The organism is Pseudoalteromonas luteoviolacea (assembly GCF_001750165.1).
Classification (GTDB): Bacteria; Pseudomonadota; Gammaproteobacteria; order Enterobacterales; family Alteromonadaceae; genus Pseudoalteromonas; species Pseudoalteromonas luteoviolacea_G.
In genome coordinates, this window is record NZ_CP015411.1 from 338,348 (window position 1) to 356,563 (window position 18,216).

At 43.5% G+C, this 18,216-nt stretch carries 13 protein-coding genes and 1 riboswitch; of the genes, 10 read left to right on the forward strand and 3 right to left on the reverse strand.

Annotated elements, in window-relative coordinates:
* Positions 1–38 precede the first annotated feature (38 nt).
* Positions 39–215: riboswitch (Lysine riboswitch) on the reverse strand.
* A 171-nt stretch (positions 216–386) separates the two neighbouring features.
* Complete coding sequence (locus S4054249_RS01445; protein WP_046358366.1) at positions 387–2,141, forward strand: response regulator; 1,755 nt, start codon at positions 387–389, stop codon at positions 2,139–2,141.
* Positions 2,142–2,216: 75 nt separating this feature from the next.
* On the opposite strand, the gene S4054249_RS01450 is transcribed toward S4054249_RS01445, so the two are convergent.
* Entirely contained in the window at positions 2,217–3,095 is an 879-nt protein-coding gene (locus tag S4054249_RS01450; RefSeq protein WP_230851779.1) for a TraB/GumN family protein, read from the reverse strand.
* A 516-nt stretch (positions 3,096–3,611) separates the two neighbouring features.
* On the opposite strand from S4054249_RS01450, the gene ilvG reads away from it, so the two are divergent.
* The 8 genes from ilvG (at position 3,612) to can (ending at position 12,986) form a co-directional block, all read left to right on the forward strand.
* On the forward strand, positions 3,612–5,261 hold the full coding sequence (gene ilvG, locus S4054249_RS01455) for an acetolactate synthase 2 catalytic subunit (RefSeq protein WP_046358365.1): 1,650 nt from the start codon (positions 3,612–3,614) through the stop codon (positions 5,259–5,261).
* The gene (gene ilvM / locus S4054249_RS01460) at positions 5,258–5,500 is read left to right on the forward strand and encodes an acetolactate synthase 2 small subunit (RefSeq protein ID WP_046358364.1); all 243 of its coding nucleotides are present in this window, start codon (positions 5,258–5,260) and stop codon (positions 5,498–5,500) included. Before ilvG ends, ilvM begins: the two co-directional genes overlap by 4 nt.
* A gap of 20 nt (positions 5,501–5,520) precedes the next feature.
* Positions 5,521–6,444, forward strand: coding sequence for a branched-chain amino acid transaminase (locus S4054249_RS01465; RefSeq protein ID WP_039607581.1), 924 nt, complete (start codon positions 5,521–5,523; stop codon positions 6,442–6,444).
* Positions 6,445–6,514: 70 nt separating this feature from the next.
* Entirely contained in the window at positions 6,515–8,371 is a 1,857-nt protein-coding gene (gene ilvD / locus S4054249_RS01470; protein ID WP_046358363.1) for a dihydroxy-acid dehydratase, read from the forward strand.
* 2 nt (positions 8,372–8,373) lie between these two features.
* Complete coding sequence (gene ilvA, locus S4054249_RS01475; protein WP_046358362.1) at positions 8,374–9,915, forward strand: threonine ammonia-lyase, biosynthetic; 1,542 nt, start codon at positions 8,374–8,376, stop codon at positions 9,913–9,915.
* Positions 9,916–9,986: 71 nt separating this feature from the next.
* Positions 9,987–11,036, forward strand: a complete 1,050-nt coding sequence (locus S4054249_RS01480; RefSeq protein WP_046358361.1) for an ABC transporter substrate-binding protein — start codon at positions 9,987–9,989, stop codon at positions 11,034–11,036.
* Positions 11,037–11,111: 75 nt separating this feature from the next.
* Entirely contained in the window at positions 11,112–12,296 is a 1,185-nt protein-coding gene (locus tag S4054249_RS01485) for a methyltransferase (RefSeq protein ID WP_046358360.1), read from the forward strand.
* Positions 12,297–12,311: 15 nt separating this feature from the next.
* Positions 12,312–12,986, forward strand: coding sequence for a carbonate dehydratase (gene can, locus S4054249_RS01490; protein ID WP_046358359.1), 675 nt, complete (start codon positions 12,312–12,314; stop codon positions 12,984–12,986).
* A gap of 64 nt (positions 12,987–13,050) precedes the next feature.
* Here the strand turns inward: can and ubiK are convergent, their stop codons facing one another.
* Positions 13,051–13,314, reverse strand: coding sequence for a ubiquinone biosynthesis accessory factor UbiK (gene ubiK / locus S4054249_RS01495; protein ID WP_046358358.1), 264 nt, complete (start codon positions 13,312–13,314; stop codon positions 13,051–13,053).
* A 188-nt stretch (positions 13,315–13,502) separates the two neighbouring features.
* On the opposite strand from ubiK, the gene rep reads away from it, so the two are divergent.
* Complete coding sequence (rep, locus tag S4054249_RS01500; protein ID WP_046358357.1) at positions 13,503–15,515, forward strand: DNA helicase Rep; 2,013 nt, start codon at positions 13,503–13,505, stop codon at positions 15,513–15,515.
* Here the strand turns inward: rep and S4054249_RS01505 are convergent.
* The gene (locus tag S4054249_RS01505) at positions 15,504–18,074 is read right to left on the reverse strand and encodes a bifunctional diguanylate cyclase/phosphodiesterase (RefSeq protein ID WP_046358356.1); all 2,571 of its coding nucleotides are present in this window, start codon (positions 18,072–18,074) and stop codon (positions 15,504–15,506) included. The two genes, rep and S4054249_RS01505, sit on opposite strands and share 12 nt — an antisense overlap.
* Between the last annotated feature and the right edge of the window lie 142 nt (positions 18,075–18,216).

Consider the following 18,216-nt stretch of genomic DNA (forward strand, 5'->3'; position numbering starts at 1 on the left):
ATGGACTTAAATAGAAAAAGGCATGGCCTTATCTTTCTAAGACCAGAAGCTCTCCACCAAATATGTTGGTGACAGTCGTTGGGATTCAGCCCAAGCGCCCGAAAAAATCACTTAGCAAAAGTGACTTCTTCTCGGCGTTAATTCCCCTCACTCGATGTCATTGGAGTTTGCTCTCCTCAATCTAGCTACCTGAATAACGCACCTCTTCCAGCCCTCAAAACAGCATGTGATGCTATTTTGCGATATTAGGGTCAGCGGGGATTGAAACATTTCAGCCATCTAGGTGTCAAGCTTCAAACTGTAAAAGATGAAAATTAAGCTACACTTGAGTATAAAAGCTGTGTGCTCAATTACTGTGTTTTTGCATCCAATAAGGAGGCAATCGGTTGCTTAAAATACTGAAAACATTTCGTTTTAGATACATACTTGCGATTTCAATTATGGTGATTGTGATCACCACAGCAATGGCAACGATGCAGATTTTATTATCTCAACAATCGGCCAATGCTCGCGTTATTAATACCGCAGGTATGCAAAGAATGTTGTCGCAAAAAACAGCATTATTATTGGGCGCTGAATATATTCGTCAGCACCCTGGCACATTTGATGAGCAACAAGCACTGCGGGATGCCTTGAACATGATGGCAGAAAATCAGGCTTTTTTGTTGCAACAGTCTGACAATCGATATGTTCATTTATCAGCAGATCTGCTCACTTTTTACTTTCAACCTCCTGCAGCCTTGGCTGCGCGAGTAGATGAATACATTGCATTAGTAACCGCAGCGCATAAACAAGCTCTGCTGGGACAGTTAAAAGTAGAGAAGTTAATACAGATACAGTCGCGAGCAAGTGAGTTACTGGTTTTGCTAGATCAAGCCGTGACGCTGCATGAATTGGTTGCGACGGACAAAGTAAAAAAATTACAAAATGTAGAGTTGGTTATCTGGATTTTTGGGTTACTGATTTTGCTACTTGAGGCGCGGTGGATTTTTTATCCAATGGAAAAAAGTATCCAGAAGAAAATTACGCACCTGCAGAAACTAAGGTTGGAAGCAAATCGGTTAAAGCGCAGTAAAAGTGAGTTTTTAGCTCGAGCGAGCCATGAAATGCGCACACCATTACAAGCCATTATGGGCTACCTCACTTTGTATAAAGAATCGAGTCATAAAGAACATTTAGATGTTGTTGATCATGCGGCGAAGCAATTGAATATCCTGTTATCATCAATAGATGATTACAACGTATTGTCTGAACAAAAAGAAATTAAACTAGATAGCAAAGTGGCGTGTCTTTCAGAGACAATATCTCACGCTTTGGCAATATATAAACCATTATTACAACAAAAGTCGCTGTTGTTTAACGCTGAACTAGGTGAAGGGTTACCGTTGCCAGTTGAGTGTGATCACAACCGCATTGCGTGGCTGGTTGGACAGATTTTAGATAATGCAGTGAAGTTCACAGAATATGGTGAAGTCAGCTTGGAAGCTAACTGTGTGGTAACGAAAAGTGGTGAAGGTTTATTTCGTTGTGTGATAAGTGATACAGGCCCTGGCATTGCGCAGTCACAAGCAAGTATTGACGAGGAAGAGAACTATCAAGGTATGCAGTTAGGTCTCACTAGGGCGCAGCTGATAGTGACTATGCTGGGAGGCAAAATTATTTTTACTGACAATGAACCTCATGGTACACGTGTTTTGTTAGAGTTGCCGGTGACCGTTGTTCAGCAATCGATGCATAATACCACCGAACTTCAAAGAGGTGCACCTGCGTTATTAGTGGAAGATAACCTGCTTAACGCCCGAGTTGTGGTGACTTTATTAGAAAAATTAGGTTTATCAGTCATCCATGTGGTGAATGGTCAAGAAGCACTTTCGGAGTTACAAAAGCAGGACTTTAGCCTCATATTAATGGATTTAAATATGCCGATTATGGACGGGTTTACGGCGATAAAAATGATACGCCATAATCTTGGTTTAGAAGTACCTATTTTGGTCCTTACTGCAAATACATCTGAGCAAGCCGTGAGTCGTGTGTACGAATTAGGTGCTAACACACATTTGTATAAACCCGTTGATATGAAGGCATTGCAAGAAAAAGTCGAAATGTTAATTATGCCTTCTGCTGTGAGCAACACGTCATAAAGCCTTTATGTTTGTTACTGAGCGGCAGAAAAGTGTGTGGTGAGTCGTCTGATATTAGGGCTCACCACCAAATTGTTAGATGCGTTTAATGGTAAACCCTTGCGCTTCTAGAAGTGCAATTAAACCATGCTTTTCAGGCAGGTGAAGCGCACCAACAGCGATAAAATGAGACTTTTTGTTCATTTTAGGCAGCAAAGTACGTACCCAGGTATGATTTCGTTCGACAACCAAAATTTGCTCTGCTAAGCGAGCATATTTTGAACCGTCAAAGCTCAACTTGTAATATTGATTTAATTTCTTGTCATCACCTGTTTTCCAAGCATCAACCATCTCGGCAATGAAAGCGTCTGCATCTTGCATTTGAGTAAGTGTTTGAGAAACCATTTCATCACTCATAAGGGCGATTTGACTGAACATTTCTAGCTGTTGTTCAAATAGCTCGAGTGCTTGGATGTTTTTGTTGTGCTCTTGTGCATACGCAATAACTTGCTTGTCTATGCCGTAAGTATCTGTAAACCCTGCTTGTTGATATTCTAGTTGCACGACCGTGAGTATCACAGCCCATACAGGCATATTATCAAACAGTACGATATTGATATTACGTTTTGTGAAGTAAGATTTTAATTGTTGGTAGACTTCACTAGATAGGGCTTTTTGGAGAGGTCGGCTGTTGGAGTTTGCGATAAATGCCGCCGTCTTATTTTGAATTTCAAAAGGAGACAAGGCGCTTATATCGATCTCCACAACCGTATTTTCCGATTTTTTTATGGCATTTTTTACTTTTTCAGGCAGTCCTTTCATGCTCGGATCTCCGACATGGACAGTGCCAAAAAGATAAGATGTCACTCCGTTTTTTTCGACACTCCAAAGCGCAGGGGACGCATAGCTTACGGCGCTAAAAAGCAACATAAAGCAAAATGATAAGTGTAATTTGAGGAGCAATAATTGTTTCACAGCTGTGGTCCTTTTATGTCTTAGAGTGGACATCATAATCAATTAAAGAAGTAAATCACAAAAATTTAATACAAAAATATGATGTGCATAATTGTCTTCAATATTCTGAAGACGTTCATCTGTATCAGAGGTTATTTAAGGTGGGTTGAATTATTTAACCTTTAAGTTGACCATTTCGGGATTTATTTTCTTTTTTTAGTGTTTTTGACTAGTTATTTGGCATAGTTTTTATGGTTGACTTGGCGGCTGTGGCGGGTTACTAATAGAATAAAGAACGGGCAGAGAGATATTGTCTGCCGTTGAATGTTTATGAAGACAGTTTATTTTTTAGGTTAAAGTTTATGTTACTAACAGCAAAACTACTAGTCGTGATTATCAACGTGGTGATTATTATTACCGCGGGGGCTTCGTAGTGCTGTAAGAAAAGAATCAGCTAAGAGCCCCCCGCACTGAAAAGTTCGGGGGGCTTTTTCGTTTAAGGGCAAAAAAACAGAGCAAAGGGCAATGAGCAAAACAATGACAGGCGCACAGATGGTGATTGATATCCTTGTTAAGCAAGGTGTTTCAGATGTATTCGGCTACCCCGGCGGGGCCATTATGCCGATTTATGATGCGCTTTATGGTGCACCACTGAAGCATTATTTAACTCGCCATGAGCAAGGAGCTGGATTCGCTGCCGTTGGTTATGCGCGTAGTACAGGTAAGTTAGGTGTGTGCTTTGCGACGTCAGGACCAGGCGCAACGAACCTCGTCACAGCGTTGGCGGACGCTATGATGGACTCAGTTCCATTGTTGGCAATTACAGGCCAAGTACCAACCGCGGCGATCGGCTCTGATGCGTTTCAAGAAGTGGATGTATTGGGCATGTCTCTTTCATGTACAAAGCACAGCTTTATGGTCGAACGTCCGGAAGAGTTAGCTGAGGTATTGCAGCAAGCGATGCATTTGGCTGTCTCGGGCCGCCCTGGCCCTGTTTTGGTTGATATTCCGAAAGATATTCAACAAGCTCTGGTGTCGTTTTCGCCATGGTCTGCACACAGCGAAGAGCAGGATGCACCTCTTTTACATGAGTTAAATTTAGCAAATGAGTTGCTTAACAATGCGCAAAAGCCCGTTGCCTATGTAGGTGGTGGTGTACAAAATGCTGATGCACAGCCCGCATTGATGGCATTTTTGGCACAGACCAATATGCCAGCGGTGTCGACTTTAAAAGCCCTTGGTAGTGTATTGCCTGAGTACGAATATGACTTGGGCATGCTTGGAATGCACGGCACTAAAGCCGCAAATCTGGCGGTACAAGAATGTGATTTATTGGTATGTATCGGCGCGCGCTTTGACGACCGAGTAACCGGTAATTTGGCTAAGTTTGCTTCAAAAGCAAAAGTGATACATCTTGACATCGATGCGGCAGAGATTGGAAAACGTAAGCCTGCAGCAGCGTCATTGGTGGCGGATTTGAATACCTCTTTACCTTTGCTCCAAGGCGTATTGGCCCCTGCAGCATGGCGAGCGCATATTAGCCGCATGAAACAAGAACATGCATGGCGATATGATTACCCAGGAGAGAAAGTATTTGCACCTTATCTACTGAATAAGCTCAGCCAGGATGTCCCTAGCGATACCGTGGTGTGCTGTGATGTTGGTCAGCACCAGATGTGGGTCGCACAGCATATGAAATTTGCCCACCCAAGTAATCACCTCAGTAGCGGTGGTGCAGGTACCATGGGATTTGGTTTACCTGCTGCCATTGGCGCCAAAATAGCACGACCAGACAGCATGGTGATAACCGTATCTGGCGACGGCTCAATCATGATGAATATTCAGGAACTGGCCACCATCAGAAGAAACAATCTTGCGGTGAAGATTGTGATTTTAGATAACCAGAGGTTAGGTATGGTGAGGCAGTGGCAAGAGCTATTTTTCTCAGCACGTTACAGTGAAACAAATTTATCTGACAACCCTGACTTTGTGCAACTTGCTGCTGTTTTTGGCATCCCAGGGCAAACCATTACCCACGCATCAGAAGTGGATGATGCAATTAAACAACTTGTAAATAGTGAAGGGCCTTACATCTTGCATGCGTGTATTGATGATAAAGAAAACGTATGGCCACTTGTTCCGCCGGGCGCGGCAAACGATGAAATGTTAACGGAGAATACACAATGAAACATCAATTAACTGTAGCTGTAAAAAATCAAAGCGTGGCTGTTGAGCGTTTTCTTCGTGTGGCGCGTCACAGAGGGTTTCGTCTGATGCAGCTCCAATTGGAAGGCCAAGATGAACTGTTTCACGTCAAAATGACGGTAGATAGTGACAGGCCCATCTATCTATTAACGTCACAATTAAATAAGCTAGTGGATGTGCAATCGGTTGATTTGCACACATTACAGCAGCAGGCAATATAACAAAATTAAGGTTTAAAAGAATGACACAAACATCTGAATTAATTTGGCACAACGGCGAAATGATCCCTTATCAAGAAGCGACGACGCATGTTTTGAGCCACGCACTGCATTATGGCAGTTCAGTCTTTGAAGGGATCAGGGCGTATGAGACGCCTAATGGTCCGGCTATTTTTCGCTTAGACGACCATATTCAACGGTTATTTGATTCAGCAAAAATTTATCGCATGGAGATCCCTTTTACAAAAGAAGAGATTAAAACAGCGTGTAAGCAGGCAGTAAAAGAAAATGGTTTTAGCAACGCGTATTTAAGACCGTTTGCCTTCTTAGGGCATGTTGGTCTTGGACTGAACCCAAAATCACACCGCGCAGATGTCACTGTGGCAGCAATGGAGTGGGGTGCTTATCTAGGTGAAGATAGTTTGGCACAAGGTGTTGATGTCTGTGTGTCTTCATGGAGCCGACTTGCCCCAAATACGATGCCGACAGCGGCGAAAGCCGGCGGTAACTATCTATCATCTCAGCTGATTTCAGGTGAAGCAAAGCGCAACGGTTATGTAGAAGGTATTGCGCTAGATGTGAATGGCTATTTGAGTGAAGGCGCGGGTGAGAACTTATTTGTGGTTAAAAAAGGTGTGCTTTATACACCACCCACAACCGCTTGTATTTTACCTGGTTTGACGCGTGACACGATTATTCATCTAGCCAAAGAGCGCGGTTATGAGGTGCGTGAAGAGCCGATTGCCCGTGAGGCACTGTATCTTGCTGATGAATTTTTCATGGTAGGGACTGCGGCAGAGGTGGTTCCCGTTCGCAGTGTTGACCAAATTCAAGTGGGTGAGGGTCAACGTGGTCCTATCACCGCAGAATTACAGCAAGCCTATTTTGATTTAGTTAAAGGGCAATCAAGTGATCCTCAGGGCTGGTTAGATTACGTAAACAGCTAGTACTGAGGGTATATATTTTTTGGGAATGAGGGTTTACCGAGCATCGGTATTTAAATAAAAAGGGGTCAACATGGCTAAGTTACGTAGTAAAACAACGACTGAAGGACGCAAACGAGCAGGCGCAAGAGCGCTTTGGCGTGCGACAGGAATGACGGATGAAGATTTTCACAAACCGATGATCGCGGTCGTCAATTCGTATACACAATTTGTACCTGGCCATGTTCACCTCAACCAACTGAGCGATTTGATGGCGGATGCCATCCGTGAAGCCGGTGGTGTACCTCGTGAATTTAACACCATCGCGATTGATGATGGTATCGCCATGGGCCATGGCGGGATGCTGTACTCTCTACCATCAAGGGACCTCATCGCGGACTCGGTAGAATATATGGTGAATGCACACTGCGCGGATGCCATGGTCTGCATTTCAAACTGTGACAAGATCACACCGGGCATGCTATTAGCGGCTTTGAGGTTAAATATTCCCGTTATTTTTGTATCGGGTGGGCCAATGGAAGCGGGTAAAACCCGTCTTGCAGACATCGATTTAAAGTTGGACTTAGTGGATGCCATGGTAAAAGGCGCGGATCCAACGGTCAGTGATGAAGATTCTGAGCAGGTTGAGCGTTCTGCGTGCCCAACATGTGGCTCGTGCTCAGGTATGTTTACTGCGAACTCAATGAACTGTCTGCTTGAATCTCTAGGCTTGGCATTACCAGGCAACGGCACGACCCTTGCGACCCATAAAGACAGAGGGCAATTATATAACGGGGCAGCAAAGCGTATCGTTGCGCTATGTGATGAATATTACCGCCAAGATAATGAAGCGGTTTTACCGCGTAATATCGCCAATCAAGCGGCGTTTAATAACGCGATGACACTCGATATCGCGATGGGCGGCTCATCAAATACGGTATTACATATTTTGGCTGCCGCGCAAGAGGCGGGAGTGGATTTTGATATGGCGGACATTGACCAGTTATCAAGAAATACGCCTTTCCTATGTAAAGTCGCACCGGCCACACAGCAGTATCACATTGAAGATGTCCACCGTGCTGGTGGCATCATGGCGATATTAAATGAGTTGGCAAAAGCAGGTAAGTTAGACCTGAATGTAGGCCATGTGGCGGGCGGCACATTAGGTGATGTCTTGGCGCGTTGGGATGCCAATGACAGTAGTAATGAAAAAGCACAAAAGTTTTACCGTGCAGGCCCTGCGGGGATCCGTACAACGCAAGCAATGAGCCAAGAATACCGTTGGGATACATTAGACTTAGACCGAGAAGGCGGGTGTATTCGCAGTGCTGAGCATGCATTTCGTCAAGACGGTGGCCTTGCGGTCTTAACTGGCAACCTTGCACCTGATGGCTGTATTGTTAAAAGCGCTGGAGTGGTGGATGAAATGTTGGAGTTTACTGGCCCTGCGGTGGTGTATGAATCACAAGATGATGCGGTTGAGGGGATCTTGGGTGGTCAGGTGAAAAAGGGCGATGTCGTGGTGATCCGTTATGAGGGTCCAAAAGGCGGTCCGGGCATGCAAGAAATGCTTTATCCAACCAGTTACTTAAAGTCTATGGGCCTTGATAAAGACTGTGCGCTACTTACCGACGGCCGTTTTTCTGGAGGCACCTCTGGTTTATCAATTGGTCATGTTTCACCGGAAGCTGCGAGCGAAGGTACATTGGCATTGATTGAAAATGGTGATTTGATTGCGATTAACATACATACACGTGGCATTGATGTGTTACTCGATGACACTGAGCTTGCTCTACGTAGAGAGAAGCAACTTGCGCGCGGCAAAGAGGCGTATAAGCCAGTTGATCGCGAACGAGTCGTGACACCAGCATTAAAAGCATATGCATTACTGGCAACCAGTGCAGACAAAGGGGCTGTGCGTGATTTAGAGAAATTAGAGGAGCTCAGTTAGCGATGGTGGCACAAGAGCTAGATTACTTTCGGGCTATTATCCAAGCGAATATGGCCCCTCTGGTGAAGCAAACGGATGTGAGTCACTTAAAAGGGTTATCAGAACGGCTCAAGCACCAAGTTTGGCTGAAGCGGGAAGATCAACAACCTGTTTATTCTTTCAAACTCAGGGGCGCATTCAATAAGTTGCGCCAACTGCCTGCGCATTCTCATGTGATCACGGCGTCAGCAGGTAATCATGCGCAAGGGGTGGCACTGAGTGCTGCCCACCTAGGCCATCAGGCAACCATTGTTATGCCAGTGACGACCCCAGAAATAAAAGTGAATGCAGTGCGTAATTTGGGTGGGCATGTTGTATTACATGGTCATCACTTTGATGCAGCGAATACATATGCGCAATCTATATGTCAGCAAGAAGGGGGCGTGTTTGTACCACCGTTTGATGATAAAGACGTGATTGTTGGTCAGGGAACGGTTGCGCGTGAAATGATGCAGCAATTAGACAAGTTAGATGTGGTGTTTATCCCAGTTGGCGGCGGCGGGCTGCTAGCCGGCATGGCGGTATATATTAAATCTTTGCGTCCTGATATACGTGTGATTGGCGTCGAAGCGACGGAAAGTGCGTGTTTACATGCCGCAATGCAGCAAGGTGCGCCTGTGGAATTGGAGCAAGTAGGCTGTTTTGCAGACGGGATTGCGGTGAAGCGGATCGGTGAAGAAACCTTTCGACTTGCGCAGACGTATTGTGATGAAGTAATACTGGTCTCAACCGACGAAATCTGCGCAGCAGTACAAGACATATTTGTAGAAACGAGGGCAATCGCTGAGCCGTCAGGCGCAGTTGCGTTAGCTGGGCTAAAGAAATGGTGCTCTGAGCATGATGAGTCTGCACTGTCTTTGGCTGCTGTACTCTCTGGTGCTAATTTAAACTTTGATCGATTACGTTATATTGCAGAGCGCACCGCTTTAGGTGCTAAAAGTGAAGCCCTGTTTGGGGTGACGATTGATGAGCAAAAGGGAAGCTTTAAGCAATTTTGTCAAACCTTGGGCGGTCGTTCTATCACTGAGTTCAACTATCGTTTTGCTGGCACAAGCAAGGCGCAAATTTTTGTCGGTGTAGGGCTGAGAAATGCAGCACAGGAACTTCAAGCGCTGAAGCAGAGCCTCTCTGAGAGTGGCTATGAATACAATGATTTATCAGATAATGAATTAGCTAAATTGCATATTCGTTACATGGTCGGTGGAAAACCGCCGGTAGAGATCCAAGAACGATTATTGCGTTTTGAATTTCCCGAATACCCAGGGGCTTTATTGCGGTTTTTAGAGACTTTAGGGTGTGAGTGGAATATCACTTTGTTTCATTATCGTAATCATGGCGCGGCAAAAGGTCATGTCCTCGCAGGGTTTGAAATGTCGCCTCAAGAGTATGCCAAATTTGAAGAGCATTTAGGCCGGTTGGGGTATGATTATTGTGACGAAACGGACAACCCATGTTTTTCTCAATATTTACAATCTGATCAGGACTATGCACTTAAAGTCAGTTGAGTGACTTGTGATTGCTGTCTTTTCTACCTTTGGGGTTCTATATTCAAAGATGGATATATTAAGGACAGCCTATGTTCCGTTGCTTCTTTGTCGTCTTATTTGTGTATTTTAGTGCATGTGTATCAGCACTAGAGCCGGTGACACTTCAACTTAAGTGGGTGCATCAATTTCAGTTTGCAGGCTATTATGTCGCCAAGCAAAAAGGTTTTTATCGCCAAGTAGGCTTGGATGTAAATATTGCCTCAGCACAAAAACACCAGCCTGATGAACAATTTAAAGTGCTTTCTGGACAAGCTCAGTTTGGTGTTACTCACTCCGGTTTGCTCGAGCAGCGTATGCAAGGCAAGCCATTGGTTGCGCTGGCGTCAATATTTCAATCTTCCCCTTATTGTTGGATGGTGCGTGCCGACAGTGATATATATTCACCGAAAGATTTCCAAGGAAAAAAAATTAGTCACTTGGGGCGTACTGAGGGGGCTGAGTTAGTGCTCATTTTAGAGCGAGCAGGTATCGATGTAAGCCAATTGCCTATTTACTCAGGAATGTCGCCTCTTGAAGACTTTAAAGCAGGTAAATTTGATGCGCTACAAGTGTATGTATCGAATGAGCCTTTCAAAATGGTCCAGCAAGGGGTCGTAACGCGACAGATTTGTCCTAAGCATTATGGCATTAATGTGTATGCAGATATTTTGTTTACCTCGGAAGATGTTTATAAATACCGTCCTGATATGGTTGCGAAATTTCGTAGCGCAAGCCTAAAAGGGTGGCGCTATGCATTGGCCAATTTGGAGGAAGCGCTACAAATAACAAAACTGTATGCCACAGAAAAGAATTTTGAAGAGTTAGCCAATGAAGCAGATAAGTTAGTGCCTTTCATTAAAGCGCCTGGGATCCCTATTGGAAATATGTCGTTAGCTCGTTGGCAGTGGATCGCACAGTTATATCATCTAGATATCGCCAGTTTTCATGAGCACAAGGGTGAATTTTTATATTCTGAAGAAAACATGACAGAGATTAACTGGTCATGGATGTTAATCTTAGCCATTGTGATGAGTGTGTTATGTATTCCCATGTATGTGAGCTTAGTACTGCAAAGAAAAAATTACCGCGTGATGGATTAGCGTGGTAATAGGAGCGTTTTCTATCGGTACTTAGATAGCTTACAATGTGATTACTTGTAGTAACTAATTAAGCTTATGATCTCGTCTTATATCACGCATTTCCAGTCACTCGATAGACTGCTCCATGAAACACGTCAATATTGGCAACTGATTGCCTTTGATCATCTTGTTACGCCTTGGCCTGAATTAGACGACTACCTATCGGGGTTGGATGAAGCGACCTTGAGTGCGTTAGATATGGATCAAAGTGCGTTGCAACAGACTCTGTCAGATTATATTCCGCAGCTCGCTGAGATAAGTACACTGACAGAGATACACTTAACTGAACGCCATCGACCTGAGCTGCCTTTTTGGCTGAGTAATGGCATAAAGGGGAGAAAAGTAGGTCAGCTACAAGATTTTGTGTCTGCTTTGAATGAACGTCATTTACCGGTTTTAGAATGGTGTGCAGGTAAAGGGCACTTGGGTCGGATTTTGGCCTATACGGGGGTGCCTCATGTGGACAGTATTGAGTTACAAGCACATCTGTGTGAACAAGGTGCACAAAGTGCTGCACATCAAAAATTAGATATGACTTTTCATTGTGCTGATGTGCTGAGTGAACCTGTAAGTCATCATTTTAAAGCTCAGCAACATGCGGTGGCATTGCATGCATGTGGCAAGCTGCATCAAAATTTTATGCGTGAAGCTGCGGCTGCAGGGTGTGAGAGAATTAGCTTATCACCTTGTTGTTATCACTTGTTTACGAGTGAAGAATACCAGCCGATGAGTGAGTTAGGCAAAGGTGGTGCAGTACGTTTAACGCATAATGACATGAAATTGGCACTACAAGAAACCGTGACGGCACCGTCGCGTGTGGCCAAAGTGCGCAAAAAAGAGGTGTTATGGCGTTTGGCTTTTGATGCCCTGCGCCGTGAGATCACGCAAACAGACTACTATGTGAGTGTACCCTCTGTGAATAAAGCGGTTTTCTCTGGAGAGTTTGCTGACTTCTGTGCATGGGCTGCACAAAAGAAAGGCATTGAATTACCAGCTGAGATAGATTATCCGCGGTATTTAATGCTGGCAGAAAAAAGGCAAAAAGTGACTGAACGCATAGAGTTAGTTCGCCATGGTTTTAGGCGCGCAATTGAATTGTGGCTTGTACTGGATAGAGTGTTATATTTGCATGCCAAGGGGTATGACGTGACACTTGAGCAGTTTTGTGAAAAGTCACTGACACCAAGGAATTTACTGATACAGGCGACTAAACGCCAGTAGCTAAGAGGAAAAAGAATGTGCCATCACCATACCAGCCATTTAGCACACTTGTTGGAAAATAATCGTCAATGGGCGCAGCGAACACAGGCCCGTGATCCGTCATTTTTTAAGACGTTGTCAATGCAGCAAAACCCTGACTACTTGTGGATAGGTTGCTCTGATTCTAGGGTACCTGCGAATGAAATCGTCGATCTCATGCCTGGCGAGCTGTTTGTGCATCGCAATGTGGCTAACGTGGTGGTTCATACGGATCATAATTGCTTGTCAGTCATGCAGTACGCCGTCGAAGTATTGAAAGTAAGCCATATCATGGTGGTGGGACATTATGGGTGCGGTGGGGTCAAAGCGGCGCTGGATGGTGCCAAATTTGGCTTAATTGATAATTGGTTGAGACACGTTGTTGACATCAAAGAAAAGCATCAAGCACTTTTACGCGAAGTTACAGAGATTGAACGCAGTGACGTATTATGTGAATTGAACGTGATTGAGCAGGTCAGAAATGTATGCCGTACGAGTATCGTACAAGATGCTTGGCAGCGAGGTCAGCAATTGGAGGTGCATGGCTGGGTATATGGACTGGCGGATGGTTTGCTGAATGAACTGGTACTAGGGGTTAACTCTGAGCAGTGTTTATCATCTAGTTATGAGCAAGCACTCTTGTCATTGGTCACTCGCCATCTTGATAAATAAAACGGATGTTTTGGCACACAAGCACATGCGTTATGTGTCTGTGTGCACTTGGTAACGCACAGGATCATTCAGTGTCGTCTTGTTGCGCCAACTTAGCTTCAAGTTCTGCAACTTTGGCTTCCAATTCTGTCAATTTTTCGCGAGTTCTGATCAGTACTTTACTTTGAATATCAAATTCTTCACGACTTACAAAGTCCATTTCTGTCAGCTTAGTTTGAATCGCTTGCTTGGTTTTTGCTTCAAAAGTTTCTGCTAAATTACGCACACCTTGTGGCATATTACTTGAAATCTGTTTGGCAATTTCTTCGATTTTTGCTGGGTTTATCATGTCAGTGCCTTATAGCTAGTTGATGCGCATTATCTTACCGTAAACCTCTATGCCGATAAACGCATTTTAATCTGTCTTACGTATCTAAACGTCTTAATGTTTAATCATAATCAAAACATTGCAAATTGGTATTGTGGCATGAATAAGATAAACTAGGCGGTTCCAGTTACTCAGGGTACTCGCCTTTTATGAAACTCAATCCCAAACAAGATGAAGCCGTCAAATATATTAGTGGGCCATGCCTCGTATTGGCAGGAGCTGGCTCAGGAAAAACCCGTGTGATCACGAATAAAATAGCGTACTTGGTACAGCAATGTGAATACAAAGCGCGCAATATCGCCGCAGTGACTTTCACGAATAAAGCGGCCAAAGAAATGCGTGAGCGTGTGTCGCAGACACTTGGGAAACAAGATGCAAAAGGCTTATGGATCTCAACATTTCATACTTTGGGACTGAACATTATTAAAAAGGAAGTGAAAACCCTAGGCTTTAAACCAGGCTTTTCATTGTTTGATGACCAAGATACTAATCAGTTGCTTTCGGAGTTGACAGAAAAAGAGCTCGAAAAAGATAAAGATCTACTTAACTTGCTAAAGATGCAGATCGGTAACTGGAAAAACGATCTGATATTACCTGAGCGTGCCATCAGAGAAGCACGTGAGCCGCAAAAAGCACTCTTTGCCCAGTTGTATGCCCGTTATCAAACTCAGCTTAGAGCCTATAACGCCTTAGACTTTGATGATTTGATCATGGTTCCTACTTTACTACTTGGTAGCTCAGCAGACGTGAGGGAGCGTTGGCAAAATCAGTTTAGATACTTGCTGGTGGATGAATATCAAGATACCAATACCAGTCAATATCAATTGGTTAAATTACTTGTGGGTGAACGCGCACGGTTTACAGTAGTAGGCGATGATGATCAGTCTATTTATTCATGGCGTGGTGCGAAACCGCAAAATTTGGTGCTATTGAGTAAAGATTATCCGGGGCTTAGATTAATTAAGCTGGAACAAAACTACCGCAGTGCAGGTCGCATATTGAAGTCTGCCAATATCTTGATAGCGAATAATCCCCATGAATTTGATAAGAAGCTATTCAGTGAGCTTGGGTATGGCGATCCGCTGCGTGTGATCGCCACCCGTGATGAAGAACATGAAGCTGAGCGAGTGGTGGCGGAAATTATTTCGCATAAGTTTATGAAACGCACTAGCTATAAAGATTATGCGATTTTATACCGAGGTAACCATCAAGCACGGGTATTTGAAAAAGCCTTGATGGCAAACCGTATTCCTTACAAGATCAGTGGCGGCATGTCATTTTTCGCTCGCAGTGAAATTAAAGACATCATGGCTTATTTACGACTATTGGTGAATCAAGATGATGATAATGCATTTTTACGCATCGTTAACACACCAAGACGTGAAATTGGCCCCGTGACACTCGAAAAGTTGGGAAGTTTGGCCAATGATAAGCATATCAGTTTGTTTGAGGCATGTTTTGATAGTGACTTAACACAGCGTCTGACAGGTAAAGGGTTTAATGCGTTAGCAGGCTTTGCGCGATGGGTGGTGGAGCTGAGTGATCGTGCGGTGAGAGGCGATACGCTTGAAGCCGTTAAAGATATGATCCGTGAGATTAATTATGAGACGTATTTATACGAATCTTCAACCAGTGCAAAAGCCGCAGAAATGCGTATGAAAAATGTCTCTGAGCTATATCGCTGGATCAGTGACATGCTCACGGGGGATGCTGATAATCCGCCGATGACTTTGTCTGAGGTGGTGACGAAGTTAACACTCAGAGATATGCTAGAGCGCAACGAGGAAGAAGATGAAAGCGATGCTGTACAGCTACTGACATTACATGCTTCAAAAGGCTTGGAATATCCGCATGTATTTATGGTGGGTATGGAAGAGGGGTTATTACCACATCAAACCAGCATTGATGAAGACAATGTAGAAGAAGAAAGGCGACTGGCATATGTTGGGATCACCCGAGCTCAGCAAACACTGACCCTGACTTATGCAAAAAGTCGCCGTCAGTTCGGTGAGCAAATAACACCAGAGCTGAGCCGTTTTGTTCAAGAGTTACCGCAAGATGACTTGCAATTTGAAGGCAAAAAAGCGGTGGTATCACAATCAGAGAGAATGGAAAAAGGTCAAGCGCGTGTAGCCAATTTACGCGCAATGTTAAAACGTTAAAGTTTCTTGCTCGTCAATGTCAGTGACGTTTTGACGAGCACTCTTTAAGTTTTGTTGTTTGCCAAAGAACAGCTTTAGTCCATGTTTTTCTAATAAACTTCTGAAGTTCAAAATGGCAGGGCCTTTGGCGATAACCTGAATTGATTTTAATTTAGTTATTGCCAAAATTCCTTGTAGTTGAATGTCGTAACTGTTTTGTTGTAATACACGCTTACTAAATACAGAGCTCAGCAATACATATTTAAATTCAATGCTACTCAAAAAGGCTAAGTCGCAACGATCTTTGGCAAAATCGTTGAGGCCAATGTTGACGCCTAATTGTGGAAGTTCTTTGAGGTTTTCCAACTGTACGCTGGATGCGTATCTAACTTCATTTTCATCAAACATTAGGCAAAGCTGGGTGTCGTTGTTGTTGAACATTTGCTTTAATGTCGAAAAAGCAGAGGACTCCAAAATGACTGTTGAGCATGCAAATAACACGTCTTGGTCATAACTTTGCGCAATCTTTAACGCTTTTTCTAATAACCCCAGCTCAATGTCTAAGTGTTCATCCTTTGCTGCAGCAAATTTTTTCAAGACATCAAAGCTGGTACTGCCCAACACTGGATGCTCGCCAAAAGCTTCTAAAGTAATAATGTGTGATGAGTGATTGGTAAAATCAACAATATCAGTACTTCTAAAGTGTGTCGGTAGGGCGGTTAAGTGATGCTGTTCCTCGGGTTTATTTGTACTACTCGCAGCAGCAGTGAGTAATGGATGATAAAACTCATAACGGCCGCGCCCAGCATTTTTTGCATAGTACATAGCGGCATCAGCATCACGAATAATCTCATCGGTATTTTTGTAATTTTTATTACTGTAAGTAATACCAATACTCGCACCACTTTGCATGCAGACGCCTTTCATACAGAATGGCTGCTGCATTACCCTTATTAAACGCTTGGCAACATCTTCAGCTTGCTGTTTGTCTGTCAGGTGATCGAGTAAAATTACGAATTCATCACCCGCAAGGCGCGCAAGTAGGTCATGCTCTCGGATGCATTCTGAAAATGCCGTACTGACCCAAATTAAAAACTGATCGCCTGCTTGGTGGCCTAGCTCATCATTGATCACTTTAAACTTGTCGAGATCAATAAATAGTACTGCGAAGTTATGCTCTGGATATCGTTGATATTTTTGTAATGTCTTTTCAAGCTGAGTTAAAAAGAGGCTGCGATTTGGCAACGATGTGAGTGGATCGTGATGTGCATCATGATAGAGCTGTTGTTCAATTTTCTTACGCTCTTCAATTTGCATTTGCAGATGTAAATTTGTTTGGCGTAGTGCTTTGGTTTTTTCTGCTACACGATGTTCCAGCTCTTGGTTACTTGCTTTGAGTGCTTGATTAGCCAAATGCGTCTGTAAGACTGACGCTATTTGATTTGATACAAAGGAAATCAGCTCAACGTCTTCATGATTATATTCGTACTCATGGTTATACGCTTGGCAGGCGATTAAACCAATCACTCCCTTGGCTGTTTTGAGCGGTGCACCCAACCAGCTGGTGGCAGTTTCTAAATCGTCGTAATCGGGAGGGCGTTGCACCACGCCACCATCTATCAAAATTGCGGCACGTTGTGTGTCGATTAGTTGACTGCGCTCAGTGGTGATAACCAGTTCGCTGTAGCCTTTGGCAAAAGGCCGTGGGCGATACTCTGTGACTTCATCGATACAATAAGGAAAACTCAACCAGTTGGAGCCGGTGTCATGTAAAGCAATATAGAGGTTATTGGCAAAGGTGATGGAGCGAATAATCTTATGGACTTGTTTATAAACATCATCGATATCACTAAACTGGGTTGCCAATTCAGAAATCTTAAATAAAATTTGTTGCCGTTCCAGTGCGCGTTTACGTTGTTCTATTTCTTTATTGAGCGCATCGTTACTTTGCATCAATGCACGTGTACGGATCTTCACCTCAGATTCTAACAATTCACGTTTTTTGACACGTTCAATGGCTGTTGCCAAGTACAAAGACATCACCTCAAGAAGCTCAATTTGGTGTTCACTGTAAGCTTGTTGAGGTTGATAACTTTGCGAGACCATTACGCCTATGATGTTTTTATCACGGAATATGGGAACGCCAACCCAGTGTTCCGCGGGGCTACCAAGGGCCTTGAACATGCAGTCATCTATCATTTTCTGCATTTCATCTTTGGTTAAATACAGCACCTTTTTGGTGTTAAATACATATCCTGTGACACCTTGATCAAAATGATGAGATTCATGTAAAGGTACTGAAATCCCATCTTTTTCATCAACGAAATAAGAAAGCTCTAAGGTTTGAGTAAACTGGTTCTGTAATACAACATAAAAGCTTTTACTTGGTAAATGTTGTTCTAAAATACTGTGGATAGCAGGGTATAAAAGGGTTAGCTCAGCAACTGTACTAGCCTGCTCAGAGAGCTGTATCAAGGCATGTTGCAAGTGATAGTTTTGTTTGTATTTTTTCAGCAAGGACTCTAAGCGGCGATTCTTCCGAGTAAGCTTGCGAATTGCAACGTCGTTTGGATCTTCCAATGATTAAACCAAAGGCTATTATTGTTTATTTATTAAACTTTATATTTTCACTTTTGACTTTAGGGGTCAAGTGTAAAATGTTAATTCAGTTCTTAGATAAACATTTTGCCTTAATAGAGACAAATATGCGAGTACTTGTCTC